This window comes from Bifidobacterium dentium JCM 1195 = DSM 20436, from assembly GCF_001042595.1.
Taxonomy (GTDB): Bacteria; Actinomycetota; Actinomycetes; order Actinomycetales; family Bifidobacteriaceae; genus Bifidobacterium; species Bifidobacterium dentium.
This window is the reverse complement of record NZ_AP012326.1, coordinates 1,314,049-1,338,757: the sequence shown is the minus strand read 5'-3', so window position 1 is coordinate 1,338,757 and position 24,709 is coordinate 1,314,049. Positions and strand designations below refer to the sequence as shown.

Here is a 24,709-nt window from a genome sequence, read left to right as displayed (position 1 = left end):
AGGAACGCCATGTCTGTACTCGATGAATTGGTGGCAGGAGCCGTCGAAGACCAACAGGCACGTGAGAAGAGCGTGTCGCTCGACGAATTGAAGCGGCAGGTGGCCCAGGCTCCTGCGCCGATCGATGCGCGCCGATGGTTGAAGAAAGCGGATGGCATTCCGGTCATTGCCGAAATCAAGAGGGCCTCGCCTTCCAAGGGCCACCTCAGCGATATCCCCGATCCGTCGGCGTTGGCCCGGGAGTATGAGCGCGGTGGGGCAAGCGCGATTTCCGTACTTACCGAGGGACGTCGTTTCCTTGGCTCGCTTGATGATTTGGACAAGGTCCGCGCTGCCGTGCATATTCCGGTGCTCCGTAAGGATTTCATCGTCACCGAATATCAGATCTGGGAGGCACGCGCCCATGGCGCCGATCTGGTGTTGCTCATCGTCGCGGCATTGGATGATGCCAAGCTCAGGTCGTTGCTCGATCTGGCCCACACCCTCGATATGACGGTGCTGGTCGAGACGCACACGCGCGAGGAGATTCAACGCGCCATTGCCGCAGGTGCACGTGTGATCGGCATCAATGCACGTAACCTCAAGGATCTGAAAGTGGACGTCAATAAATACGACGAGCTCGCAGCCGACCTACCCGACGATGTCATCAGGGTTGCCGAATCAGGTGTATTCGGAGCCGTCGAGCTTGAAGACTATGCCCGCGCCGGAGCCGATGCAGTGCTCGTAGGTGAGGGCGTCGCCACCGCAGCCAATCATGAACAGGCCGTCGAACGTCTAGTAAAGGCAGGAGCAAGAGTGAAAGCATCCGAACAAACCCCGTTGAGCACACATGAAGGTCCATATTTCGGCCAATTCGGTGGACGCTACGTGCCGGAGGCGCTGATTACGGCGCTTGACGAGCTCGAACGCGTCTACGCACAGGCCAAGGCCGATCCGGAATTCCACAAGGAACTTGCCAGGCTCAACCAGCAGTACGTGGGCCGTCCGTCGCCACTGACCGAAGCTCCTCGTTTTGCCGAGCGCCTTAGGGAGAAAACCGGTTTGGACGCCCGGGTCTTCCTCAAGCGCGAGGATCTGAACCACACCGGCGCACACAAGATCAACAATGCCCTCGGACAGGCGCTGCTGGTCAAGCGCATGGGCAAGACCCGCGTCATCGCCGAAACCGGTGCGGGTCAGCATGGTGTGGCCACTGCCACCGTATGCGCCATGCTCGGTCTGAAGTGCCGTATCTACATGGGTCAGATCGATGCCCGCCGTCAGGCTTTGAATGTGGCCCGCATGCGCATGCTCGGAGCCGAAGTCGTGGAAGTCACGTTGGGCGACCGTATTCTCAAGGATGCCATCAATGAGGCGCTGCGCGACTGGGTCACCAACGTCAAGGACACGCATTATCTGCTCGGCACCGTTGCAGGACCACACCCCTTCCCCGCCATGGTGCGTGATTTCCAGAAGATCATCGGCGAAGAGGCCAAGCAGCAGTTGCAGGATTGGTACGGCATCGATCATCCGGACGCCATCTGCGCCTGCGTCGGTGGCGGTTCCAATGCCATCGGCGTCATGAATGCCTTCCTCGATGACGAACGTGTGAACCTATACGGTTATGAAGCTGGCGGTAACGGTCCCGAATCCGGACGCCACGCCATTCGTTTCGCTCCCGGAACCGGTGAGCTGGGCATGTTCCAGGGTGCAAAGAGCTACCTGCTCGAAAACGCCGAAGGCCAGACGCTCGATACCTACTCTATTTCCGCGGGCCTCGATTACGCGTCCGTGGGACCGGAACATGCATGGCTCAAGGATATCGGCCGCGTCAACTATTCGTGGGCCACCGATGAGGAAGCCATGAGCGGTTTCAAGGATCTGTGCGAGACCGAGGGCATCATCCCCGCCATCGAAAGCTCTCATGCCGTCGCCGGCGCGTACAAGGCCGCCGAGGATCTCAAAGCCAAGGGATATGAGCATCCGGTGATGATCATCAACATCTCCGGTCGAGGCGACAAGGACATGAATACCGCAGGCAAGTGGTTCGGTTATCTGACCGATGAGCAGGCCAAGGCGCTGGAAGCCAATGGCGCTCAAGGCAACAATGCAGACGGCGAGTGAAAGAAGGAGAGCGATCATCATGACGAATGCAACCGCCGCAACCACCCCGTCCGGCCAGCCGTTGGGCATCAGCCACAGGCCAAGCCCGACCGAAGCCATGTTCGATGCGTTCAAGGCCAGCGACGAACCGGCGTTCATCGGTTACCTTCCATATGGATTCCCGAACCCGGATTACTCGCTTAAGGCATTCAAGACCATGGTCGAGCATGGCGTCGATGCCGTGGAAATCGGTTTGCCGTATTCCGATCCCGTGATGGATGGCCCAGTCATCCAGGCCGCCTCCCAGATCGCCATCGACAACGGCGAAACAATCGCCAACGTGTTCAAGGCTGTGGAGACCGTAGCCAATGCCGGGGGAGTGCCTCTGGTCATGAGCTATTGGAACCTGATCTTCCACTACGGCGTCGAACGCTTTGCACGCGATTTTGAAAACGCCGGCGGTGCCGGATTGATCACGCCGGACCTCATCCCCGATGAAGCCGGCGAATGGATCGAGGCCTCCGATCGCCACGGTCTTGACCGCGTCTTCCTGGTATCCCCGGACTCGACCGCCGACCGTCTGAAGGTCGTGGCCGACAACGCCCGTGGATTCGTCTATGCCGCAGCCCGCATGGGTGTGACCGGCGAACGTGCCACCATCGATGCCTCACCTCAGGAATTGGTGGCACGCACTCGTGAAGCGGGCGCGAAGAACGTGTGCGTCGGCATCGGCGTTTCCACCGCCGAACAGGGGGCGTGTGTCGGCTCCTATGCAGATGGCGTCATCGTCGGTTCCGCCTTGGTGCACACCATGCTCGACGAATCCGGCAAGGTCGCCGTCGACGAGACGACGGGCCTCAAGGCCCTTGCAGCCAAGGCCGAGGAACTTGCCGAAGGCATCCACAACGCCCGCCACTGAAAGACACCGTACAAGGGGTCCGCGCAGCTCGCACATATCGGCTGCGCGGACTACCATCAGGGAACCATGACACTTGCATACATTCCATCGCCGACGATTTCGCAGTTCTCCATCGGGCCGGTGACGATTCATATCTACGCCTTGTGCATCCTGATGGGCATCGTGCTTGCCGTATGGATCACCAGCAACCGATGGAAAAGACTGGGAGGCAACTTCGACCAGATTCTCGACATCACGTTGGTCGCCGTGCCATCCGGCATCGTCGGTGCGCGTCTGTATCACATCATCACCACACCGGAACGCTTCTTCGGCGCGAACGGCGATTGGGTGGAGATGTTCCGTATCTGGAACGGAGGCCTTGGCATTTGGGGAGGTGTCGCCCTCGGTGCATTGGCCGCATGGGCGTGGTGCCGTCATAAGCACTATCCGATGGCGTTGCTTGCCGATGCCATCACTCCGGGCCTGTTGGTCGCGCAAGCCGTCGGACGCCTAGGCAATTGGTTCAACCAGGAACTCTATGGGGCTCCCACCACATTGCCTTGGGGCCTCAAACTCAATGATACGGGCACCGCCATCGGTCAAAGCGAACAGTGCTACGACGGGGCGACCTGTCCAAGCGGCACGTTATTCCATCCGACCTTCCTATATGAGCTGATATGGAATCTCATCGGTGCCGCCATCATCGTGTGGATCGGCTCCACAGTCATGAAAAGGCTCAAGGCAGGTTCCCTGTTCTCCATCTACATCATGTGGTACACCGCCGGACGTACCTGGATCGAATCCCTGCGCATCGACTACGCCCACGAATTCCTCGGTGTACGCATCAACGTGTGGGTGTCCCTTGCCGTCTTCGTGCTTGGCGTGGTTTCCTTCATTATCGTGCAGCAGATGGGCCGATCCACCGAATTGCTTGCCGAGAAGCTTCGTACCGTCACTGAAATCGAACTGCGATTGGCAGTCAGAGACGAAGCCGGCTCCTCCAAGTCTTCGCCGGTCAGTGCGACCGCCGCACGAACGACGGATGAACAATCAGGCAATGAAGGCGCCACCGTCTCAAATGCCGATGGCCAGCCCCATATCCAATAGCGTCAAGTCGCTTACCCTCCATAGAATGGGAACCATGACTATTCAAATCGCACCAAGCATTCTGTCCGCCGATTTCTGCAACCTTGAGCGTGACCTCAAGGCCATCTCCAATGCGGATCTTGTTCATGTCGACGTGATGGATCATCATTTCGTCCCGAACCTGACTCTGGGTGAGCCGATCGTGGCACGTATCTGCCAGGTCACTGACCTGCCGGTCGACGTGCATCTGATGATTGAGGATCCGGACCGCTGGGCACCGGAATACGCCAAGCTTGGTGCCGCCTCCGTCAGCTTCCACATGGGTGCCACCCATGCCCCGGTACGTCTGGCGCGCCAGTTGCGCGATATGGGATGCAAGGCCTGCTTCGCCGTACGTCCGGCCGAGCCGGTGGAGCCGATCTTCGACATTCTCGACGAGTTCGACATGATTCTGATCATGACCGTCGAACCAGGCTTCGGTGGCCAGAAATTCCTCGACAACCAAATGGCTAAGGTGCGTCGTCTGCGTGACGAAATCACCCGCCGTGGCCTTAAGACCAAGATTCAGGTCGATGGTGGCGTCAGTCCGAAGACTGCGCACATCGTAGCCGAAGCCGGAGCGGATGTATTGGTCGCAGGTTCCGCCGTGTATGGCGCCGAAAGCCCCGCCGAAGCCATCGACTCCATCCGTGACAAGGCCGAAGCCGCGTTCAGGGCCTGAACAACGCGAAATCCAAAAGGAACAGATAAGGAAACATGAAGACTTTCGAATCACTGTTTGCCGAGCTGAGCGAGAAGGCGGACACCAAGCAGGCTGGCTCCCTGACCGTTGATGAGCTGAACAAGGGCACCCATTTCATCGGCAAGAAGATCGTGGAGGAGGCCAGCGAGACCTGGATCGCCGCCGAATACGAGGGAGCGGATCGCACCGCCGAAGAGATGAGCCAGCTTATCTACCATCTGCAGGTCATGATGATCGATCGCGGCATCACTCTCGAAGACATCTATAGGAACCTGTGATATTTCCCGGGCCGTACCGTTGAGTCGTACGGCCCCTGAGGAGGAACAATGCTAAGAATCGCCGTGCCCAACAAGGGCATGCTATCCGAGCCTGCTTGGAACATGTTGGCCGAAGCCGGCTACCGTCTGCGCAGCAATCCTCGCCAGCTTGTCGTTGAGGATCCTGATAACGATGTGGAACTGTTCTATCTGCGTCCACTCGATATCGCGGTCTACGTCGGCCGTGGCACCATCGATGTCGGTATCACCGGTCATGATTTGCTGCTGAATTCCGGCACCGATGCCAAAGAGCACATGCAGCTCGGTTTTGGTGCCTCCACGTTCCGATTCGCCGCACCGAATGAATCCCCGATCAGCACGCTCGAGGACATTGAAGGCAAACGTGTGGCAACGTCCTTTGACAAGCTCGTGCATGACTATCTGGTCGAGCATGGCATCAATGCAGAAACGGTGCATCTTGATGGTGCGGTGGAATCCTCGGTACAGCTCGGTGTCGCCGATCTGATCGCCGATGTCGTTTCCACCGGTACCACGCTGCGCAATGCCGGCCTGCGTATCTTCGCCGATCCGCTGCTGCACTCCGAGGCGGTGCTTATCCGCTCTCCGCGTCTCAACGAGGATGATGACCGACTGACGATTCTGAGCCGTCGCCTTCAGGGCGTGCTCACCGCACAACGTTATGTTCTCATGGATTACGACATTCCCGTGGAGAAGGTCTCCGCCGCGGTGTCCGTCACCCCGGGATTCGAGAGCCCGACGATTTCGCCGTTGCATAACAAGCAGTGGGCCGCCGTACGCGTAGTGGTTCCGAAGGCCAAGGTGAACCAGCTGATGGACCAGTTGTACGGAATTGGTGCTCGTGGCATAATCGTCACCGCATTGCAGGCCTCGAGAATGTAGTATTGCTCGCAGTATGAGCAAACTGATCATCAAGAAACAGTACAGTCCGGAACCGCGGGATATCTATTTCACGGTTCCGAACTTCATCAGCCTACTGCGCATCATTTCGATTCCACTTATCGCCATGTTGGTGGCCCGGCATGAGATGGTGAGCGCGCTTGTGGTCTTGGCGTTGTCCGCAGTATCCGACGGTCTTGATGGACTGATCGCACGTTCGTTCAACCAAGTAAGCAAAATAGGACAGATTCTCGATCCGATCGCGGATCGTCTGCTGATTTTCTGCAGTATTCTCGCGCTCGGCATCGCAGGCATCATCCCGTGGTGGATGTTGATCGTCGTGGGTTTGCGCGACCTGATCATGGCGGTTCTCGTGCTGGTTCTGGCGCAGCACGATTATGGACCGCTACCGGTGCATTTCGTCGGCAAGGCGGGAACGGCCATGCTGTTGATCGCCATCGTTGCGCTGATTTTCGCCGACATCTGGTCGAACTCAGCCACTGATGTATTGCACTTGTGCGGCCTTGCCACCGGCATTTGGGGTGTGGGCCTGTACTGGTTGGCCGGATATATCTACGTTCGCCAAGGCATCGGGCTGTTGAGGAACGACGGGGACACCTTCCATGCCGCATGATGCTTCCGAATACGCGTCATTCCCAGTGTCGCCCGAGAACACGCCGATGAAGCATCGTGCCGTGTTCTCAGCCTCCTTTGCGGGTCTTGAATCACATCACGTGCAACCTGATTCGCAACCGATCGGCCATGCCAGAAGGCGTCATTCGGAAGATGATTCGCTACGCTTGATCGATGACCTGACCAACCGTCCCATGGATGTGCTGTACACCGATTCGAGATTGGCCACCAAATCGCCGTCGCTTATTTCGGTGTGGTCCACGCGGATCATGGTGTTCCTCATCTGCATCGCCGTCGGTGTGGCGGGAAGCGTATTCGTGCGTCAGCTCAGCACCGATCCGCGCAAGGAAGTGCGCAAGCAGCTCTCATCCCAGCTTGCCGACCAGACCGATAAGGTCAAGTCCCTGACCAAAGAGGTAAACTCCCTGCGTTCCCAGGTCGAAAGCGAATCGAAATCGATATCGAACTGGTCGTTGAGCCAGACCACGCGGGACGATGAAATGATCAATGGCGTGCTTCCGGTCCAGGGAGAGGGTATCACGCTCACTATCGCAAACCCTCTATCGGTCGGTGACGATAACACCGATTCCTCATTGTCCCATGAAAAAAGCGGCAATCAGATTCGGGTCGTCACCGATTCCGACCTGCAGACACTCGTCTCCCTGCTGTGGCAGGCAGGCGCCGAGGCGATTGCCATCAACGGGAATCGCCTCGGGGTCCAGACCTCGATACGTACTGCGGGATCCACGATTCTGATTGGTGTCAGCTCCGTGCAAAGCCCCTACAAAATCGAAGCCATTGGCAACAGGAACGCACTTGCCGACGCGGTGGGTGAAAAAACACAGAAGTCGTTGTACAGTGCATTCAAGGAAGCCGGCATCTACCCGCAGGTCAGCAAAAGCACATCGCTTACACTGGAAGCAGCGGTGACCGGTGAGGTGACGTACGCGAGAAGGGACAGGTAGATGGCAGCTGTTTTGGGCCTTATCATCGGCGTGGTCATAGGCGTGTTCGTGCAGCCGGACATCCCCGTTGAACTGCAGCCATATCTGCCGATCATGGTCGTAGCCGCATTGGACGCGTTGCTTGGCGCCGCCCGGGCGTATTTCCAACGTAGCTTTTCCGACAAGGTATTCGTGATTTCCTTCTTCTCGAATGTGATCACCGCGACCTTGCTCGTATTCCTCGGCAACCAGCTTGGTGTCGGATCCCAATTGCAGACGGCCGTCATCGTCGTGCTCGGCATCCGCATCTTCACCAATGTGTCGTCTCTTCGCCGCTTCATCTTCAAGGGTTGATGCACGATGACACGGCATACCGACGAATCGCCTGATGTGTTGGCCAAGCTGCACGGCCAGATCGCCAAGGACAAGGATAATGACAGCACTGAAACCGGCTCGTTTCCGGTGATTCGGCGCAAGCCGAAACGTGTGTCGTTGAATGCGAAATCGACACGGGCACGGCTGTATTCGAGTGTGTTGGTCACCATGCTGTGCGCGTTGCTGGGATTCGGCTACGTCATTCAGCTCAACAATACGAATTCCACGTATGAGACGATGAGCGAGGATGAACTGACCCGGCTTATCAGCGAAACCAGTTCGCAGGTGCAGAAACTGGAGCAACGAAAAAGCGAGTTGACCAGCCAGCTCAACTCTTTGAAGGATACCGCCGACAAGAACGCCAAAGCCGCTGAAATCGCCAAGCAGAACGCCGAATCCAATGGCATCCTTTCCGGCCGTCTGCCAGCCTCCGGCGAAGGAGTCGTCATCCGTATCTCCCAAGGGCAAAAGCAAGATATCGATGCGTCCATATTGTTCACCTTGCTTGAAGAGTTGCGCAACAGTGGTGCCGAAGTCATTGAAATCAACGATGTGCGTGTAATTACCAGCACCTATATCAGCAATGCCAGTGACGGACTTGACTGTGATGGAACCATATTGAAGGCCCCTTTCGTCATCAAGGCGATAGGGGACAGCGACAACCTACAGAATGCGGTGAATCTCGCCGGAGGCGTCGGATCGCGTCTGGAAGTGAAATACGGAGCAACGGTCTCGGTCAAATCCTCTCAGGACGTGGAAATCACTGCAACCCGTTCCGCACCACAGTACACGTACGCGCATGTCATCGAACAGTAGGATGAACGGTCACCCGCCGTTGGCATGGAATTCACCGTCGCCGCGCGTCGATGTCTGCACTCGTTCCTATCTTGTTCATCGTTGATACAGAAAGTCCAGGCCTGCACATTGGTAACGCGGACCCCGATAGCAAAGGACAACCCATGGCTGAACAGACCATCTCCATAACACTCAACGGCGAATCGAAGGAGGTGGCTGCGGATCAGACCGGTGTCCAGCTCTTCGCGGACGACAAGAACATCATTGCGGTGCGCCTGAACGGCGAACCCCGTGATCTTTATACCGAACTGCATGACGGTGACGTCGTGGAGCCGATTGCACTCGACAGCGAGGACGGCGTGGCCATCATGCGCCATTCCGCGACCCATGTCATGGCCCAGGCCGTGCAGGAAATCCGTCCGGATGCCAAGCTTGGCGTCGGCCCGGTCATCAAAGACGGCTTCTACTACGATTTCGACGTTGTCGAGCCGTTCACCCCGGAGGATCTCAAGGACATCGAAAAGCGCATGCAGCGCATCATCAAATCCTCCCAATCCTTCCGCCGCCGTGTGGTGAGCGAGCAGGAGGCCTTGGCAGAAGAGGCCGACCAGCCGTACAAGCTCGAACTCATCAAAGACAAGGAAGCGCATCTCGACCCGGAAGCCGCCACTGAGATCAGTGAGAAGGAGCTGAGCTTCTACGACAACATCGACCGCGATGGCAATGTGGTCTGGAAGGATCTGTGCCGTGGACCGCATCTGCCGAACACCCGTTACATCAAGGCGTTCAAGATCGAACGTTCCGCCGCCGCCTACTGGCGTGGCAACGAAGCGAACCCCATGCTGCAGCGTATCTATGGCGCGGCCTTCGCCACCAAGGAGGATCTGAAGGCGTATCAGACCCGTCTGGAGGAAGCCGCCAAGCGTGATCATCGCAAACTTGGCGCCGAGATGGATCTGTTCTCTTTCCCGGATGAGATCGGCCCGGGTCTGGCCGTGTTCCATCCCAAGGGTGCCGCGGTCATCAACGCCATGGAGGACTATTCCCGTGAAATGCACCGCAAGCATCACTACAGCTTCGTGCAGACCCCGCACATCACCAAGGGTGGCCTGTATGAGACTTCCGGTCATCTGCATTGGTACAAGGATGGCATGTATCCGGCAATGCGCTTGGATGAGGAGAAGGACGAGAACGGCAACATCATCAAGCAGGGCTTCGATTACTACCTCAAGCCGATGAACTGCCCGATGCACAATCTGATCTTCAAGTCCCGTCAGCGCTCCTACCGCGAGTTGCCGTTGCGACTGTTCGAGTTCGGTACCGTGTACCGCTACGAGAAGTCCGGCGAAGTGCACGGTCTGACCCGCGTGCGCGGCCTGACCCAGGATGATTCTCACATCTACTGCACCCGTGAGCAGATGAAGGATGAGCTCAAGAACCTGCTGACCTTCGTGCTTGGACTACTGAAGGACTTCGGTCTGGACGACTTCTACCTGGAGCTGTCCACCAAGGATCCTCACAAGTACGTCGGCTCCGACGAAATCTGGGAAGAGGCTACCAACACGCTGGCCGAAGTCGCCAAGGAATCCGGTCTGGAACTGGTCGACGACCCGTGCGGAGCCGCCTTCTATGGTCCGAAGATCTCCGTGCAGGCCCGTGATGCCATCGGCCGTACCTGGCAGGTGTCCACCATTCAGCTCGACTTCAATCTGCCGGAACGTTTCAAGCTTGAATACATCGCCGCCGATGGTACCCATCAGCGTCCGGTGATGATTCACCGTGCACTGTTCGGCTCCATCGAACGTTTCTTCGCCGTGTTGCTTGAGCATTATGCCGGCGCCTTCCCGGCATGGCTTGCCCCGGTACAGGTACTCGGTGTGCCGGTCGCGGACGAATTCGCCCCGCATCTGCAGCGGTTCATCGCAAGTCTGGAAGAGGAGACCGTCCGTTGCGAGATCGACATGTCCGACGATCGTTTCGGCAAGAAAATCCGTAACGCATCCAAATCCAAGGTGCCGTTCATCCTCATCGTCGGCGAGGAAGACATGAACAACAATGCCGTGAGCTTCCGTTTCCGTGACGGCAGCCAGCTCAACGGCGTACCAGTCGACGAGGCCAAGAACCAGATCATGACGGTGCTCAGGAAGCGCGTTCAGGTCAACAGCGCCGATGATTTCAAGTCCGCCATCGCCGATTGAAGGTAGACGGACGCCATAGTCATGACTGGGAGCGGCATACGAAGCAGCGGAGCGATTCCGCCGTTCCGTATGCCGCTTTCCCATAGATCGAACAGGAATCGTAATGCTTGAGCATCTTCGCGACCCATTCAAAAAACTGATCGAACCCATCGCCAAGGCGTTGATCGCCATGGGGCTCACCGCCAATGCGGTGACGATAATCGGCGCTGTCGGCACCATCGTGGCTGCCATCGCCACCGGCGTCACCGGCCACCTGTTCGCAGGCTCGGTGGTCCTGACGATTCTGGTGTTGGCCGACTCATTGGACGGTTCCATTGCCAAGCTCACCACCGGCGGCACCGAATTCGGCGCTTTCCTTGATTCCACACTGGATCGCATCGCCGATTGGGCGGTGCTCACCGGTGTGATCATCTTCTTCCTGACGCATAGCGACTGGTGGTATGACAGCACAAACACCAGTTTCCCCGATTACACGAGCCGAGTCGGCGTAATCGCCGCAATGGTCTCCGTCATGACCTCTTTCGTCACCTCCTATGCCCGCGCACGAGCGGAATCCGTCGGCTTCGAAGTGAAGAACGGCGTCGCTACGCGGGCCGATCGGCTGGTCATCATTCTGGTGGGTATGGCCATTACCGGTCTGACCCACCAAGGACTATGGCTGGCCATTGCGATGGCATTACTCGCGGCGCTCGGTATCATCACCGTTTTCCAGCGTATTTTCGAGGCGAAAAGACAAATGCGCGTAGGCAAGAAGACATATCGTGTCTGACCGGTTTCTTCTCGCCGCGGCCAAAAGGTCCGACCGAATCCCGGAGGCCGTCTTGAGAGGGCTTTTCACGTGCGCGGCCGACATTGCATGGGTGTTCCGCGTGGGAGGGGTCCGACAACTGGAACGTAATCTTACGCATGTGTTCGCCAGTGAAATGCGCCGATCGCATGGATCGGTCGATAATCGTGAACTACGACGTCGTGTCCGTCACTGTTCGCGTCAGGGCATGCGCTCGTACTTCGCGTATTTTTGCGAGGCGATGACCGTTGGTGCAAGGAGCGAACAACAGCTTCGGGCACGAATCCGGGGGACGGGCAGCGGATTCGATTCCATCGTTCGCGATGCAAGGCAAGGAGTATCGTCGCTCATCGCGATGGGGCATCAAGGCAATTGGGATTACGCGGGGTATTGGGCGCGACTCGAGGTCGCCCCGGTGGTGACGGTCGCCGAAAGACTCGCCAACGACGAATTGCTCCACACCTTCGTTGATATTCGCGAACGTCTTGGCATGCGTATCCTGCTCACCGGTCAGCATGATCTTACCGGCCGATTACGCAACGTCCTGCTTGATTCCACGGTTGTCGTTCCTCTGCTGGCCGACCGGGACCTGGGCAGACACGGCGTCTTCGTACATGCCTTCGATTCCGTGATTCGTGTGGCCCGTGGGCCGGCAGCGTTGGCATACGATACCGGAAACCCTCTGTACGTGGTGAATCTGTATCGCGAAAAACTCAGCGGACGGCGTGAAGAGCAGGCAGGCGTGCCATACGGATATGTATGTGAGATCAGCGGCCCCATCGATGTCCATGCGTTTCATGACATGCCTCGCCAAGAGGCACTGCATGCGATTTCGCAGGCATGGGTCGATCTGTGGGCACAGGGGATCGCAGCCCATCCGCAGGATTGGCACATGCTCCAGCCGCTGTTCTGGGAGGATCTCGACCATTCACGTCTGCAGGATGCCGATGAGCCGTGTTCGCGGATGGCTGACAATTCCCCTGGACAATGAGAGAATGCAGGGTATGGCTGAATCTGATGAAGATGAACATGTTGACGATTTCCTGCACGGACGCAGGCTCCGCATCGGCATCATCTCGCCATATGCGTTTGAAACGCCGGGGGGTGTGCAATCCCATATCAGGGATTTCGCGAACGAACTGATCTGCCGGGGACATGACGTGCAAGTGTTCGCCCCGGGAAGACGAACCAAGGACATGCCGCTGTGGGTGCATACCAACGGTTCGTCATTCGCCGTTCCATACAACGGTTCCGTAGCGCACCTGAGTTATTTCCTCATCGCAGGACTGCAGACGCGACGTTGGATTCGCCAAGGTCATTTCGATCTGCTGCATCTGCATGAGCCTGAGGCGCCATCGCTGAGCCATAAGCCGTTCACCATGCACCGTCATCCGCCGTTGGTCGGAACCTTCCACACTGCGATCGATCCATATCCTTTCGGCCTGAAAGTGTTCGAACGCTACCTGCATCGATATCTCAAGCCCCTTGACGAAGCCATTTTCGTCAGTGACGCGGCTCGGCAAACGGCCGAACATTATCTGCCGGAATCCGTCAGGCGCACGGTGATACCTAACGGCATCCATCATGATCGATTCGCCCATGCCGTGCCCGACCCACGGTGGACCGGCACCGCGCAAGCCCCGACCATCGGATTTCTGGGACGTATGGGGGAGGAGCGCAAAGGTTTCGCCGTGTTCGCTGCCGCGGCGAAGCAGGTGCTGAGGCGATATCCCCATGCACGTTTCCTGTGCGCCGGAGATGGCGACAATGACGGCGAAGCCATGGTCAAGCGACTGGACCCTTCGGGGGATCTGCTGACGCATTTCGAATTTCTGGGCCGTATTTCGGACAACGACAAGGCTCGCTTCTATCGTTCCCTCAGCCTGTATGTCGCGCCCCAGACCGGTGGCGAAAGCTTCGGCATGGTCTTGGCTGAGGCCATGAGCGCCTCATGCCCTGTGGTGTCTTCGGATCTGGCCGCGTTTCGCGCCGTGAGCCAGGACGGACGAAGCGCGGCGCTGTTCACCAACGGGGATGCGACATCCTGCGCCGATGTCATCTGCCGTCTGTTGTCCGATGACGGGGAACGCTCCGATCTTGCCATCGCAGGGGAACGAAGGTCGAAGGATTTCGACTGGAATGCCGTGGTGAACCGTGTTCTGCATGTCTATGCCCGCGCATTGTCGTAGAACCGCTTTAGAATCATTTCGTTTGAAACATCCGCAACCTGCCTAGGAGCATTATGTCAGGTCATTCCAAGTGGGCGACCACCAAGCACAAGAAGGCCGCCATCGACGCGAAGCGCGGCAAGCTCTTCGCCAAGCTGATTAAGAACATCGAAATCGCAGCACGTATGGGCGGCGGCGATCCCGACGGTAATCCGTCGCTGTATGACGCCATCTACAAGGCCAAGAAGGCCTCCATGCCGGCTGACAACATCAAGCGCGCCGTCAAGCGTGGCTCCGGTGAAGAGGCCGGTGGCGCCAACTACGAAGACATCGTGTATGAGGGCTATGCTCCCGCAGGCGTTGGCCTGATCATCGAGTGTCTTACTGACAACCGTAACCGTGCGGCCGCCGAAGTCCGTTCCACCCTGACCAAGGGCAACGGATCCCTGGCCACCACCGGTTCCGTGAGCTTCAATTTCGAGCGCAAGGGCCAGATTATCGTTCCCGCCGAAGGCGTCGATTTCGATGATCTGTTTGAAAAGGCCGCCGAAGCGGGAGCGGAAGACGTGACCGAAGACGGAGAAGTCTACACCGTCGTCACCGGTCCTTCTGAGATGATTGACGTACGCAAGGCCCTGCAGGATGCCGGCTTCGACTATGATTCCGCCGATCTGGTCATGATGCCGAAGAACGAGGTCGAGCTGAGCCTCGAGGATGCCCAGAAGGTCTCCAAGCTCATCGACAACCTCGACGATCTGGATGACGTTCAGAATATCTATTCGAACTGGACCGCTTCCGATGAAGTGATGGCCCAGCTTGATGCGGAGTAGTCGAACGTGATTATTCTTGGCGTCGACCCCGGACTGACACGGTGCGGGGTCGGCGTGATCGAAGCCGGCGCGTACCGCCGGCTTTCGTTTATTCACGTGGATGTCGTACGTTCCGACCCGAAGATGTCACAGGATCTGCGTCTGTTGGCCATTTACAATGGTCTGGTCGAGAAGATCGAACGCTTCGCCCCGGATACGGTATCCATCGAACGTGTGTTCGCGCAGGAGAACCGCAATACCGTGCTCGGCACGGCACAGGCGGCAGGCCTCGCAATGTTGGCAGCCGCACAGCGGGGCATTCCCGTGGCATTGCATACGCCAACCGAATCGAAGATGGCCATCACCGGCAACGGCAAAGCCGAGAAAATTCAGATGGAACGCATGGTCGCACGCATGTTGGGACTGAATACCCTGCCCAAGCCGGCTGACGCCGCGGATGCGTTGGCCATTGCCATTTGCCACGCACTACGCCCGGCAGGCGCCTTGCAAGGCGGTGAACGCGAGCAACACCTGACTGACGCGCAACGACAGTGGGCCAAGGCCGCCCAGAAGGCCGCCCATAGGCAAGGCGTCCGTAGAGGCATGTAGACTATCGAACAGATGTTCTATACGCTGACGAAGGAGACACCACAGTGATAGGCATGTTACACGGCCGGGTCGAATCCGTCGATATGTCCTCGGCGTTGATTGAAGTCGGTGGAGTCGGATACGAGACCAGAATGCCTTCCGCGGATTTGGCGTCCATGCACGCGGGGCAGGAAGTCAAGGTCTATACTTCGTTAAACGTTTCGCAGGATGCCATCACCCTGTTCGGCTTTCTGACTCCCGCTTCGAAACGCATGTTTCTACAGCTGCAGAAGGTCAGCGGCATCGGCCCCAAAGTGGCGCTTTCCCTGCTGTCCACGCTGCCTCCGGATCGTTTGGCCCATGCCGTCGCCGACGGCGATGCCACCGCGCTTGCCAAGGCGCCGGGACTCGGCAAGAAAGGCGCACAGAAGATCATTCTCGAGCTTAAGGGTTCCATCGATCTCAGCCAGATCGAGACGGCGGCGTCCGTTATCAGTCGGCCGGAGGACACTGGTTCCGAACAGGTGGTCGAGGGGCTGATTTCATTGGGCTGGCGTCAGCAAGACGCCCTGCATGCCGTGCAGGAGGTATGCAGGAGCAACGACATCGCAACACCCCTGAGCAATGAAGATGTACCACGTGTGTTGAAGCTCGCATTGACGTCGCTGGATCGAGGTAGGTGAACGAAATCATCATGACGAACGACTCCGCATTCGAGCAGTCGAATACCGGTGCCAATGAGGAATCCTTGCGTATGGTGTCGGCCTCACCTGTCGGCAATGAGCCGGTCAGTGACGAGGAGCTGCGTCCACACATACTCGATGGCTTCATCGGACAGCCACGCCTCAAGGCCCAGCTTCAACTGTTCCTGGACGCAGCACGCAAGCGTGAAGTCCCGCCGGACCATATTCTGCTTGCGGGTCCTCCTGGCCTGGGAAAAACCACATTGGCGATGATCGTGGCCAACGAACTTGGCGTACCGATTCGCGTCACCTCCGGACCAGCCATCCAGCATGCCGGCGATCTCGCCTCGATTCTCAGTTCTCTGGATGCCGGAGAGGTGTTGTTCATCGACGAAATCCACCGTCTGCCTCGTGCGGCCGAAGAGCTGCTGTATATCGCCATGGAGGATTTCCGCGTCGACGTGATGGTGGGTAAGGGACCGGGAGCCTCATCCATTCCGCTGACCTTGCCTCGATTCACGGTCATCGGGGCGACCACGCGTGAGGGCATGCTACCTTCACCGTTGCGCGCGCGCTTCGGTTTCACCGCCCATCTTGATTTTTACCCGCATGACGAGCTTGAAAAACTGATCGAGCGGTCATCGGTCGTACTGGGTGTCCTGCTTGAGGAGGGATCGGCCCACCAGTTGGCCATGCGCTCCCGCGGCACGCCGCGTATCGCTAACAGACTGCTACGTCGTGTCAGGGATTGGGCCATCGTGCATGATCTTGAGTCGGTGCATCCCGAAGATGTTAAGCAGGCCCTCGCACTGTACCAGATCGACACCGAAGGACTTGATCGGCTCGACATTGCCGTGCTGAAGGCCATCGTCACCAACTTCAGTGGCGGTCCGGTGGGTCTGAACAACCTATCCGCCATGGTCGGCGAGGAATCGGAGACCGTGGAAACCGTTTGCGAACCGTATCTGGTACGTGAAGGATTCCTCATCAGAACTCCCAAGGGCCGGGTGGCGACGCGCAAAGCTTGGGAACATCTCGGTCTCAGACCTGATGATTCTCAGCTTGATGTCAGTAAGCTGGCATAGACTCTGTGTTCTGGACGAACGGTCCCATAGAGTGCCCCACCTTCAAGGAGTTTTGCTTTGGAATACGCAATTCTAATCGTTATCGTCGTCATGATGTTCGGCATGATGTTCCTGCAGTCTCGCAAGGCCAAGCAGCAGCAGGCCGAACGCCAGGATTTCCGCGCGAATCTGCAACCGGGCACCGAAATCATCACCATCGGCGGCGTTATCGGCAAGGTCGTCTCCGTCGATACCGAGTATGAAGAGATCGTCATCGATTCCGACGGTTCCCAGCTGCGTTTCGCTTTCAATGCCATCAGCCGTGAGTACGTCCGCCCGGCGTATGTGCACGACGATGAGGTTGACGAGGATGGCAACCCGCTGCCGCAGGAGACCGATCAGGTCGCTCAGGAGCCGATCGAGGCCGAGGATGGCGAACCTGCACAGGTCGTCGAAGAGGTTGAAGCGGAGTCGAAGAACGCCTGATAGCAGTATCATGAACGGCGAAAATCTCGATTCTGGGATTTTCGCCGTTTGCGTTCAGGGGCAATCATATAATTGCCACAAACCTAGGGAGAAGGAAAACCACCGTTATGGCACAATCGGATATCGAAATCGCAGGCTTGGCCAAAGTGGGTGAAACCGATGCCAAGTACCTCGTCTCGCTGATTCGTTCGATTCCAGGCTTTCCCAAAGAGGGCATCATTTTTCGTGATTTCATGCCTGTTCTCGCTGATGCACGCGCGTTCGGCATTCTCATGAACGCACTTGAGGCCGCGCTTCCCGTCGATGCAGGATCCTTTGACCTTGTAGCAGGACTTGAAGCGCGCGGTTTCCTGTTCGGGCCCGCTCTTGCGGCACGCTTGGGCAAGGGATTCGTCGCCGTACGTAAGGCCGGCAAGCTCCCTCCGGAAACCGTAAAACAGAACTATGACCTGGAATACGGTCAGGCCACCGTGGAAATCGAAACCGGTTCCATTCCGGATGGAGCCCGGGTCCTGATCGTGGACGATCTGATCGCGACCGGTGGCACCGCCAACGCGGCACGAAAGCTTGTCAAAAAATGCGGCGGCAAAGTGGTCGGCTTCAGCTTTGTCATGGAACTATTGGGCATTCACGGCATCGAAGCCTTAGGAAACTATCCGACCAGTTCGCTGGTCACCATGCCCGCCTGACATTACCATCATTACCAACAATCAACAGTCACAAAGGGAAGAAGTTCATGGATCTCTATGAATATCAAGCAAGGGAACTGCTCGAAGAGCAGGGCATTGCGACCCCGAAGGCCGTATTCGCTCAGAATTCTCATGAGGTGGCCCAAGCTGCCGAGGGAATCGGCTATCCTTGCGTGGTCAAGGCCCAGGTGAAGATCGGACATCGCGGCCAGGCTGGTGGCGTGAGACTGGCCAAGACGCGCGACGAAGCCATTCTGGCATCCGAAGACATTCTGCCGATGACCATTCACAAGCACAAGGTCAGCGGCGTGCTCGTGGCGGAAGCCAAAAACATTCTGCACGAGTATTATGTGTCCATTTCCGTGGACCGTAGTTCACGTGATTTCGACGTCCTTGCCACGGCAAACGGTGGCACCGAGGTCGAGGAAATCGCTCGGGAACATCCCGAATCCGTCAAGCGTCTGCATATCGACGCCTTGGAGGACTTCGATATCGAAGCCGCCACCAAAATGGCCGAAAGCATCGGTTTCTACCATGCCGACGTCGATCAGGCGGCACAGATTCTGCTGAAGATGTGGCGTTGCTTCAAGGAGAACGACGCCACCCTTGTGGAAATCAATCCGCTCGCCAAGATCGGCGATCCCGACGATGAATCCTCAAAGACGTTGTGCGCGCTCGATGCCAAGATCTCACTCGACGACAATGCGGCCTTCCGCCATGACGGTTGGAAGCGTTTTGCCGATCCGGTGCATGTCGATCCATTTGAGCAGAAGGCTCGTGAGCATGGTCTGCACTATGTGCATCTCAATGGATCCGTCGGTGTAATCGGCAACGGCGCAGGCCTGGTCATGAGTTCCTTGGACGCAGTGTCCGGCGCCAGCGAGGATCAGGGCACGAATGTCAAGCCCGCCAACTTCCTCGATATCGGCGGCGGCGCATCTGCGCAGGTCATGTGTGACAGTCTGGAAATCGTATTGTCCGACCCACAGGTTGAATCCGTGCTCGTCAACGTATATGGCGGTATCACCTCCTGCGAACAGGTGGCCGAGGGCATTCTCGAAGCACTTGACAAACTGGGCAGTTCCAAGCCGCTCGTCGTTCGGTTTGATGGCAATGCCGCGGCTGAAGGCCTGAGCATCCTGGCACGGGCCGATCGCGCCAATCTGCATGTCGCCCAGACCATGGAAGAAGCCGCGCAGCAGGCCGCACATCTTGCGGCCAACGGCAGGGAGGTTCGCTGAATATGACGCTGTTCATTGAAGATGGTGCGCCGGTCATCGTACAAGGCATGACGGGACATCAGGGCATGACCCACACGGCCCGTATGCTCAAAGCGGGCACCAATATCGTCGGTGGCGTCAATGCACGCAAAGCCGGGATTGATGTCGTATTCCCCGATGCCCGTAGCGGCGAGGACGCGACCATTCACGTGTATGCCAACTGCGCCGAAGCCAAGGAAGCCACCGGCGCCAAGGCCAGCGTGGTCTTTGTTCCGCCTCGTTTCGCCAAGGATGCCGTGGTCGAGGCCATCGAAGCCGGCATCGAGCTGATCGTGGTCATTACCGAAGGCATTCCGGTCGCTGACAGCGCCTACTTCGTCGAGCTTGCCTTGCGCAAGGGCGTACGCATCGTAGGCCCGAACTGCCCGGGTCTGCTCACGCTGCCGTCGAACGAAGATGCCAACGGTTGCAATCTCGGCATCATTCCGGACGGCATCGTCTCTCGTGGGCCACTCGGTCTGGTCTCCAAGTCCGGCACACTGACCTATCAACTGATGGGTGAACTGTCCGATATCGGGTTTACCGCCTGCCTTGGTGCAGGTGGCGATCCGATTGTCGGCACCACCTTGCAGGAGGCTTTGGAAGCCTTCGAGAATGACGAGGCCACCAAGGCAGTCGTCATGATCGGCGAAATCGGAGGCAGCGCCGAACAGGATGCCGCCAAGTGGGCATCCGAACACATGACCAAGCCGGTTGTCGCTTACATCGCGGGTTTCACCGCACCGGAAGGCAAGCAGATGGGCCATGCGGGCGCCATCGTCTCCGGGGGCAAAGGCACCGCGCAGGATAAGAAGAATGCGCTGGAAGCCATCGGTATCCGTGTCGGTCGTACTCCAGGACAAACTGCGGAAATCATGCGAGAGGTGCTTGCGGCCAACTCGCTATGATGACTCACCTGAAGTATTGGTTGAAAGGGCTTGCCGTCGCCGCAACGTCCATGATTGTCTATGCCGTTGCCCTCGGTTGCTACATTGCGCTGATGCTTCTGGTCATCTCCATGGAGGAGGGCGGAGATAACCTTTCCGCCCTCTCCGTACCTCTGACTGAGGCGGTTGTCCTGCTCAGCCAGGGCATCGGCTTTCAAGCCGGTGCGATTACGCTGACAATACTTCCTCTGCTGCTGACAGTGCTGTTGATTGCGCTGATCGCCTCTTTCGCTACACGATTCGGTACCGATATCAGAGGGTTTGTTTCCGGATTGGTGTTCTGGGAGCTGATGAACGTCTTCTTCGCCCATAGCGTGGAAGTGACGTTACTGGACCAGTTGCCCGGTGTGATGTGGAAATCGGCGCTGGTGTTCATCGTGGGATATGCCGTCGCCGCAATCCCACGAAGCAAACTGACGAGTACGTTATTGGAGAAGGTGCGGACGCATGTCTCCGCACCGGTACGCAGGACCCTGTCAATTGGCACGGGCCTGGGCATGCTGTTGACGGGCATCTATCTTATTGCGGGATTGGTCGCCGTGCTGTACTGGTGCTTCGCGAACCAATCCGCGGTGGTGAAACTCTATGAGCTTTCCGGCATGCAAACCGGTTCACGCATACTCACGACCGTCGCGGTCATCGCCTGGCTGCCCAATGTCATGATTTGGGCCGTATCATGGCTATTCGGTTCCGGTTTCGCCATAGGCGACCTCGCATCCTTCACCATGTGGAGTGGCCAGGGGAGTGCGTTGCCCGGTTTGCCGGCATTCGGCATACTTCCACAGGCCGTATCCACGCCGTGGATCCGTATCGCCCTGCTATGCATTCCATTCGTGACGGGACTGCTTGCAGGATTGGCAGTCATGCTGTTCGATCGCGGCTTTGCCGTACGGATCAACAAACCGGATCAGCCAATTGACGTCAGCCGCCTGATTGCCGGATTCGCCTACCCTGCAGGCGCATTCTGTATTGCCAGCGCCTTGGTCGCCGTATTGTCCAGCATGCTATTCGCACTTTCAAACGGAGCCTTGGGAACGAAGCATCTCGCGCACATCGGCGTGCAGGTGATTGCATCCACTCGCAAGGTCGGTCAGCCAACCGCATTGGGTCTGTTCTCGGCATGGCTCATCATATTGGTTGGTATGGCTGCTGTTTTCGGGATACGCTGGCTCATAAGGCGTGTCCGTGAGGCAAGAGGCGCGTCCTCTGAGCCGAATACCATCAAGCGTGAATCCACCGTCGTTCCCCGCACGGTGAATTCGACCATCAACAACAAGGAGGAGCAGGGTGACAACAACGAATCGACCGATACGACGGGCTCTGGTATCCGTCTTCCATAAGGAAGGCATCGAGGTACTCGCCGAGGCGTTCATCAAGGCAGGTACCGAGGTGGTCTCCACCGGTTCCACCGCCAAGCGTCTTGCCGAGCTGGGTGTCAAGGTGACCGAGGTATCCGAGATCACCGGTTTTCCGGAATGCCTCGACGGTCGTGTCAAGACCCTCGATCCGCATATTCATGCCGGCATCCTCGCGGACATGACCAATGCCGACCATGCGGCCCAGCTGGAACGGTTCGGCATCAAGCCCTTCGATCTGGTGGTGGTGAACCTGTATCCGTTCGCCGACACCGTGCGCTCCGGAGCCGATGAAGCCGCCACCATCGAGAAAATCGATATCGGCGGCCCCTCCATGGTGCGCGGCGCCGCCAAAAACAGCGCCACCGTCGCCATTGTCACCGATCCGAAGGATTACGCTCTGGTAGCCGCTCGCATCGCAAACGGCGAGGGCTTCTCGCTTGAAGAGCGTCGTTGGCTTGCCGGCAAGGCGTTTGCACATACCGCCGCTTATGATGCGACCATCAACGAATGGACCTCCAAGCATTGGCCGAAGCCGACTTCCGTCGAACAGCCGGTCGCAGAAGATGAGACTCCGGTGGATGAGCTCAAGTTCCCGGCAGCCTTCACTCGTACCTGGGATCGGGCCCATGTGCTGCGTTATGGTGAGAATCCTCATCAGCAAGCAGCTCTGTATCTTGATCCGTTGAACCAGAATGGCTTCGCACATGCCGAACAGCTCGGTGGCAAGCCGATGAGCTACAACAACTACGTCGATGCCGACGCCGCCTGGCGTGCCGTTTGGGATTTCGCCCCACAGATTGCCGTCGCCGTGGTCAAGCACAACAACCCGTGCGGTCTAGCCGTCGGCGCCACCGTTGCACAGGCTCATAAGAAGGCCCATGCATGCGATCCGATGAGTGCCTATGGCGGTGTCATCGCGGCAAATAGCAAGGTCACCCTCGAAATGGCCGAAAGCGTCCGTCCGATCTTCACCGAAGTCATCGTCGCTCCGGATTACGATCCGCAGGCGCTTGAACTGCTGCAGACCAAGAAGAAGAACCTGCGTATCCTCAAGGTCGCCGAGCCGCCGAAGTCCAAGACCCAGTTCCGCCAGATCGACGGAGGTCTGCTGGTGCAGTCCACGGATCTCATCGACGCCTCTGGCGACGATCCGGATGCTTGGAAGCTGGTGTCGGGCGAACCGGCCGACGCCGAAACCGTCAAGGATCTGGTCTTCGCATGGCGAGCCATTCGTTGCGTCAAGTCGAACGCCATTCTGATTGCCCACGACCAGGCGACCGTCGGCATCGGCATGGGACAGGTCAATCGTGTGGATTCCGCCAACCTGTCGGTCGAACGCGCCAACACGCTGGCTGATGGGGCCAATCGCACCAAGGGCGCAGTAGCCGCATCCGATGCGTTCTTCCCGTTCGCCGATGGTGCCGAGATCCTGATCAATGCAGGGGTCAAGGCCATCGTGCAGCCAGGAGGATCCATCCGTGACGAAGAGGTGTTCGAAGCGGCTCGTAAGGCCAACGTCACCATGTATGTGACCGGCACCCGCCATTTCTTCCACTGATAGGAACCTCTCAGGACTCTCTGATGAAGACAGCGTGTGGCGTCCGTGGTCATGAAGACGACGGACGCCACACTTTGTTATGATTGCTGCGCTACGTTTATGAACATCGAGGAAGGTGCACCGGTCGATGAAGCATCCTTACGTTTCCGAAGATCACGAGGGCAAGCCTTGGTTCGAGTGGCTGGTGGCGGCCAGCGTGGCGGTTGCCGCATTGTCGGCGTTTCTCGGGTACACAAAAGCCGCCACCGTGGTTATCGCGGTGACGGCTCTGATCACGGGACTGGTTCGGCTGGTATTGCGCGAACGCAGTCCGTGGAAGGTGCGGTCAGTTGTTTTCGATGCCTTCATCGGCATCGCTCTGGGAATCGGACTGCTTGTCCTGCTCATCCTGTTCCCCGTCGGCATGTAGGTCTTCTTCGGTTTCGGATGATTCCTCTCCCTGAGCGTCATCGCCTTCATCGGCCTTGGCGTTCTTCTTGTTCGGGGAGAGCATCATGGTAAAGACGATGATTACCAGAGCCACGACGGCTGCAGCGAGAACCGGACAGATCCAGAACACCCACAGCTGCTGCAGCGGTTCCTCGTTAAGACCTTGATTTTGAGCGAAGATCGCAATGCCGGTGGCTCGTGCCGGATTCAAAGCGGCTCCCGTCACCGGATAGGTGATGGTGGTTCCCACCGCATAGGCCAAGCCCATGGCAATGGCATGCTTGGTGTTGGATGCACCACGCTCACCCATGCCACGCATGGCGGTGGCGACAATGATCAGACCGGCGATCAGCTCGACGACGACGGCCAGGGTGATGCCGAAACTCAGACCGAGACTGGACAGGGTGGAGTAGGATATGGAGGCTTTGTCGAAACCGTTGACGGCCAACGACAGCCAGCTTTTAAAAGGAACCTGTTCGGATGTCGGCAGCAGAAAACGGAGGGCCGCGCCGGCACCGATACCGCCCAGCAACTGGGCAATGATATAGAGAATGCCGTCAAGCACGTGCGTTTTGCCAGTCAGCATCGCGGCAATGGAAACGGCGGGATTGAATTGTCCACCGGAAATCTTGCCGAAAACCAAGGTCATCACGGCGTATGCCGCACCGGTCATCAATGCGATGAACGCCATGTTCAGGTTGGAAACAATGGCATCGAGCGTGCAGATCGTATAGATGGCGAAGCAGATGAAGAAGCTTCCCACCAGCTCGGCGCCCACGCGTACGGCCAACGGTTGTTCTTTGGATTCCTCGGGTACTGGTATTGCCTCAGCAGCTGTCATAGTCTTTCCTCTGTCATATAGTTAATTGGTTGTAGGCACGCAAAGATCCTACCAAACGACTGCCATAGTACCAGCAGCTCCTGCAAGAGCGGTGCATGGCACCGAAATCCGATTA

Annotated in this window: 26 protein-coding genes; 25 read left to right on the top strand and 1 reads right to left on the bottom strand. The window is 57.9% G+C overall.

From position 1 onward, the window contains the following. The first annotated feature begins 9 nt into the window (after positions 1-9). The 25 genes from BBDE_RS05795 (at position 10) to BBDE_RS11095 (ending at position 23,733) form a co-directional block, all read left to right on the top strand. Positions 10-2,103: a bifunctional indole-3-glycerol phosphate synthase/tryptophan synthase subunit beta gene (locus BBDE_RS05795; protein WP_003840065.1), complete on the top strand. Its 2,094-nt coding sequence runs from the start codon at positions 10-12 to the stop codon at positions 2,101-2,103. Positions 2,104-2,122: 19 nt separating this feature from the next. After that, entirely contained in the window at positions 2,123-3,001 is an 879-nt protein-coding gene (gene trpA / locus BBDE_RS05790) for a tryptophan synthase subunit alpha (RefSeq protein WP_003843614.1), read from the top strand. Positions 3,002-3,067: 66 nt separating this feature from the next. Further along, positions 3,068-4,087: a prolipoprotein diacylglyceryl transferase gene (gene lgt, locus BBDE_RS05785; protein ID WP_012902167.1), complete on the top strand. Its 1,020-nt coding sequence runs from the start codon at positions 3,068-3,070 to the stop codon at positions 4,085-4,087. A 34-nt stretch (positions 4,088-4,121) separates the two neighbouring features. After that, the gene (rpe, locus tag BBDE_RS05780; RefSeq protein WP_012902166.1) at positions 4,122-4,787 is read left to right on the top strand and encodes a ribulose-phosphate 3-epimerase; all 666 of its coding nucleotides are present in this window, start codon (positions 4,122-4,124) and stop codon (positions 4,785-4,787) included. A 35-nt stretch (positions 4,788-4,822) separates the two neighbouring features. Continuing rightward, positions 4,823-5,086, top strand: coding sequence for a phosphoribosyl-ATP diphosphatase (locus BBDE_RS05775; protein ID WP_003840073.1), 264 nt, complete (start codon positions 4,823-4,825; stop codon positions 5,084-5,086). A gap of 48 nt (positions 5,087-5,134) precedes the next feature. Further along, entirely contained in the window at positions 5,135-5,986 is an 852-nt protein-coding gene (gene hisG / locus BBDE_RS05770; protein ID WP_003841694.1) for an ATP phosphoribosyltransferase, read from the top strand. 13 nt (positions 5,987-5,999) lie between these two features. Then, positions 6,000-6,617: a CDP-alcohol phosphatidyltransferase family protein gene (locus BBDE_RS05765; protein WP_003840080.1), complete on the top strand. Its 618-nt coding sequence runs from the start codon at positions 6,000-6,002 to the stop codon at positions 6,615-6,617. Next, positions 6,607-7,581, top strand: coding sequence for a DUF881 domain-containing protein (locus BBDE_RS05760; RefSeq protein ID WP_033488940.1), 975 nt, complete (start codon positions 6,607-6,609; stop codon positions 7,579-7,581). The genes BBDE_RS05765 and BBDE_RS05760 overlap by 11 nt, the downstream gene beginning before the upstream one ends. Next, on the top strand, positions 7,582-7,914 hold the full coding sequence (locus tag BBDE_RS05755; protein WP_003840083.1) for a small basic family protein: 333 nt from the start codon (positions 7,582-7,584) through the stop codon (positions 7,912-7,914). 6 nt (positions 7,915-7,920) lie between these two features. Further along, a complete protein-coding gene (locus tag BBDE_RS05750; RefSeq protein WP_003840085.1) occupies positions 7,921-8,751 on the top strand; it encodes a DUF881 domain-containing protein in 831 nt (276 codons plus the stop codon). Between the two features lie 143 nt (positions 8,752-8,894). Continuing rightward, positions 8,895-10,928 carry a threonine--tRNA ligase gene (thrS, locus tag BBDE_RS05745; protein ID WP_012902162.1) on the top strand — a complete coding sequence of 678 codons (2,034 nt, stop codon included), beginning with the start codon at positions 8,895-8,897 and terminating at the stop codon, positions 10,926-10,928. A gap of 103 nt (positions 10,929-11,031) precedes the next feature. Then, positions 11,032-11,697, top strand: a complete 666-nt coding sequence (pgsA, locus tag BBDE_RS05740; protein WP_003840088.1) for a phosphatidylinositol phosphate synthase — start codon at positions 11,032-11,034, stop codon at positions 11,695-11,697. After that, complete coding sequence (locus BBDE_RS05735; protein ID WP_033488942.1) at positions 11,690-12,706, top strand: phosphatidylinositol mannoside acyltransferase; 1,017 nt, start codon at positions 11,690-11,692, stop codon at positions 12,704-12,706. Before pgsA ends, BBDE_RS05735 begins: the two co-directional genes overlap by 8 nt. 4 nt (positions 12,707-12,710) lie before the next feature. Further along, complete coding sequence (locus tag BBDE_RS05730; RefSeq protein ID WP_012902160.1) at positions 12,711-13,904, top strand: glycosyltransferase family 4 protein; 1,194 nt, start codon at positions 12,711-12,713, stop codon at positions 13,902-13,904. A 53-nt stretch (positions 13,905-13,957) separates the two neighbouring features. Beyond that, positions 13,958-14,713 (top strand): YebC/PmpR family DNA-binding transcriptional regulator, encoded by a 756-nt coding sequence (locus tag BBDE_RS05725; protein WP_003840100.1) that lies wholly within the window; start codon positions 13,958-13,960, stop codon positions 14,711-14,713. Between the two features lie 6 nt (positions 14,714-14,719). Beyond that, on the top strand, positions 14,720-15,301 hold the full coding sequence (gene ruvC / locus BBDE_RS05720; RefSeq protein ID WP_003840101.1) for a crossover junction endodeoxyribonuclease RuvC: 582 nt from the start codon (positions 14,720-14,722) through the stop codon (positions 15,299-15,301). A 44-nt stretch (positions 15,302-15,345) separates the two neighbouring features. Beyond that, positions 15,346-15,963, top strand: coding sequence for a Holliday junction branch migration protein RuvA (ruvA, locus tag BBDE_RS05715; RefSeq protein WP_033488944.1), 618 nt, complete (start codon positions 15,346-15,348; stop codon positions 15,961-15,963). Positions 15,964-15,974: 11 nt separating this feature from the next. Next, positions 15,975-17,048, top strand: coding sequence for a Holliday junction branch migration DNA helicase RuvB (ruvB, locus tag BBDE_RS05710; RefSeq protein WP_012902158.1), 1,074 nt, complete (start codon positions 15,975-15,977; stop codon positions 17,046-17,048). Positions 17,049-17,138: 90 nt separating this feature from the next. Then, on the top strand, positions 17,139-17,513 hold the full coding sequence (locus BBDE_RS05705; RefSeq protein WP_012902157.1) for a preprotein translocase subunit YajC: 375 nt from the start codon (positions 17,139-17,141) through the stop codon (positions 17,511-17,513). Positions 17,514-17,620: 107 nt separating this feature from the next. After that, positions 17,621-18,202 (top strand): adenine phosphoribosyltransferase, encoded by a 582-nt coding sequence (locus tag BBDE_RS05700; protein WP_003840110.1) that lies wholly within the window; start codon positions 17,621-17,623, stop codon positions 18,200-18,202. Between the two features lie 47 nt (positions 18,203-18,249). Next, positions 18,250-19,443: an ADP-forming succinate--CoA ligase subunit beta gene (sucC, locus tag BBDE_RS05695; RefSeq protein WP_012902156.1), complete on the top strand. Its 1,194-nt coding sequence runs from the start codon at positions 18,250-18,252 to the stop codon at positions 19,441-19,443. Positions 19,444-19,445: 2 nt separating this feature from the next. Next, the gene (gene sucD, locus BBDE_RS05690) at positions 19,446-20,369 is read left to right on the top strand and encodes a succinate--CoA ligase subunit alpha (protein ID WP_012902155.1); all 924 of its coding nucleotides are present in this window, start codon (positions 19,446-19,448) and stop codon (positions 20,367-20,369) included. Beyond that, positions 20,366-21,748, top strand: coding sequence for a cell division protein PerM (locus BBDE_RS05685; RefSeq protein ID WP_003840114.1), 1,383 nt, complete (start codon positions 20,366-20,368; stop codon positions 21,746-21,748). Before sucD ends, BBDE_RS05685 begins: the two co-directional genes overlap by 4 nt. After that, on the top strand, positions 21,696-23,324 hold the full coding sequence (gene purH, locus BBDE_RS05680; RefSeq protein ID WP_003840116.1) for a bifunctional phosphoribosylaminoimidazolecarboxamide formyltransferase/IMP cyclohydrolase: 1,629 nt from the start codon (positions 21,696-21,698) through the stop codon (positions 23,322-23,324). The genes BBDE_RS05685 and purH overlap by 53 nt, the downstream gene beginning before the upstream one ends. A gap of 127 nt (positions 23,325-23,451) precedes the next feature. After that, positions 23,452-23,733, top strand: coding sequence for a hypothetical protein (locus BBDE_RS11095; protein WP_003841723.1), 282 nt, complete (start codon positions 23,452-23,454; stop codon positions 23,731-23,733). Here BBDE_RS11095 and BBDE_RS05675 read toward each other — a convergent pair. Beyond that, positions 23,650-24,594 carry an MIP/aquaporin family protein gene (locus BBDE_RS05675; protein WP_012902153.1) on the bottom strand — a complete coding sequence of 315 codons (945 nt, stop codon included), beginning with the start codon at positions 24,592-24,594 and terminating at the stop codon, positions 23,650-23,652. The genes BBDE_RS11095 and BBDE_RS05675 overlap by 84 nt on opposite strands. Positions 24,595-24,709: the final 115 nt, after the last annotated feature.

Excerpts from the sequence above, each read along its gene's own strand:
- BBDE_RS05755 (WP_003840083.1), top strand. The coding sequence starts at position 7,582 with ATGGCAGCTGTTTTGGGCCTTATCATCGGCGTGGTCATAGGCGTGTTC.
- BBDE_RS05765 (WP_003840080.1), top strand. The coding sequence starts at position 6,000 with ATGAGCAAACTGATCATCAAGAAACAGTACAGTCCGGAACCGCGGGAT.
- BBDE_RS05775 (WP_003840073.1), top strand. The coding sequence starts at position 4,823 with ATGAAGACTTTCGAATCACTGTTTGCCGAGCTGAGCGAGAAGGCGGAC.
- sucD (WP_012902155.1), top strand. The coding sequence starts at position 19,446 with ATGACGCTGTTCATTGAAGATGGTGCGCCGGTCATCGTACAAGGCATG.
- pgsA (WP_003840088.1), top strand. The coding sequence starts at position 11,032 with ATGCTTGAGCATCTTCGCGACCCATTCAAAAAACTGATCGAACCCATC.
- trpA (WP_003843614.1), top strand. The coding sequence starts at position 2,123 with ATGACGAATGCAACCGCCGCAACCACCCCGTCCGGCCAGCCGTTGGGC.
- BBDE_RS05750 (WP_003840085.1), top strand. The coding sequence starts at position 7,921 with ATGACACGGCATACCGACGAATCGCCTGATGTGTTGGCCAAGCTGCAC.
- ruvB (WP_012902158.1), top strand. The coding sequence starts at position 15,975 with ATGACGAACGACTCCGCATTCGAGCAGTCGAATACCGGTGCCAATGAG.
- rpe (WP_012902166.1), top strand. The coding sequence starts at position 4,122 with ATGACTATTCAAATCGCACCAAGCATTCTGTCCGCCGATTTCTGCAAC.
- BBDE_RS11095 (WP_003841723.1), top strand. The coding sequence starts at position 23,452 with ATGAAGCATCCTTACGTTTCCGAAGATCACGAGGGCAAGCCTTGGTTC.
- sucC (WP_012902156.1), top strand. The coding sequence starts at position 18,250 with ATGGATCTCTATGAATATCAAGCAAGGGAACTGCTCGAAGAGCAGGGC.
- BBDE_RS05795 (WP_003840065.1), top strand. The coding sequence starts at position 10 with ATGTCTGTACTCGATGAATTGGTGGCAGGAGCCGTCGAAGACCAACAG.
- lgt (WP_012902167.1), top strand. The coding sequence starts at position 3,068 with ATGACACTTGCATACATTCCATCGCCGACGATTTCGCAGTTCTCCATC.
- BBDE_RS05675 (WP_012902153.1), bottom strand. The coding sequence starts at position 24,594 with ATGACAGCTGCTGAGGCAATACCAGTACCCGAGGAATCCAAAGAACAA.
- BBDE_RS05700 (WP_003840110.1), top strand. The coding sequence starts at position 17,621 with ATGGCACAATCGGATATCGAAATCGCAGGCTTGGCCAAAGTGGGTGAA.
- BBDE_RS05730 (WP_012902160.1), top strand. The coding sequence starts at position 12,711 with ATGCAGGGTATGGCTGAATCTGATGAAGATGAACATGTTGACGATTTC.
- hisG (WP_003841694.1), top strand. The coding sequence starts at position 5,135 with ATGCTAAGAATCGCCGTGCCCAACAAGGGCATGCTATCCGAGCCTGCT.
- BBDE_RS05685 (WP_003840114.1), top strand. The coding sequence starts at position 20,366 with ATGATGACTCACCTGAAGTATTGGTTGAAAGGGCTTGCCGTCGCCGCA.
- BBDE_RS05705 (WP_012902157.1), top strand. The coding sequence starts at position 17,139 with ATGATGTTCGGCATGATGTTCCTGCAGTCTCGCAAGGCCAAGCAGCAG.
- BBDE_RS05725 (WP_003840100.1), top strand. The coding sequence starts at position 13,958 with ATGTCAGGTCATTCCAAGTGGGCGACCACCAAGCACAAGAAGGCCGCC.
- thrS (WP_012902162.1), top strand. The coding sequence starts at position 8,895 with ATGGCTGAACAGACCATCTCCATAACACTCAACGGCGAATCGAAGGAG.
- BBDE_RS05760 (WP_033488940.1), top strand. The coding sequence starts at position 6,607 with ATGCCGCATGATGCTTCCGAATACGCGTCATTCCCAGTGTCGCCCGAG.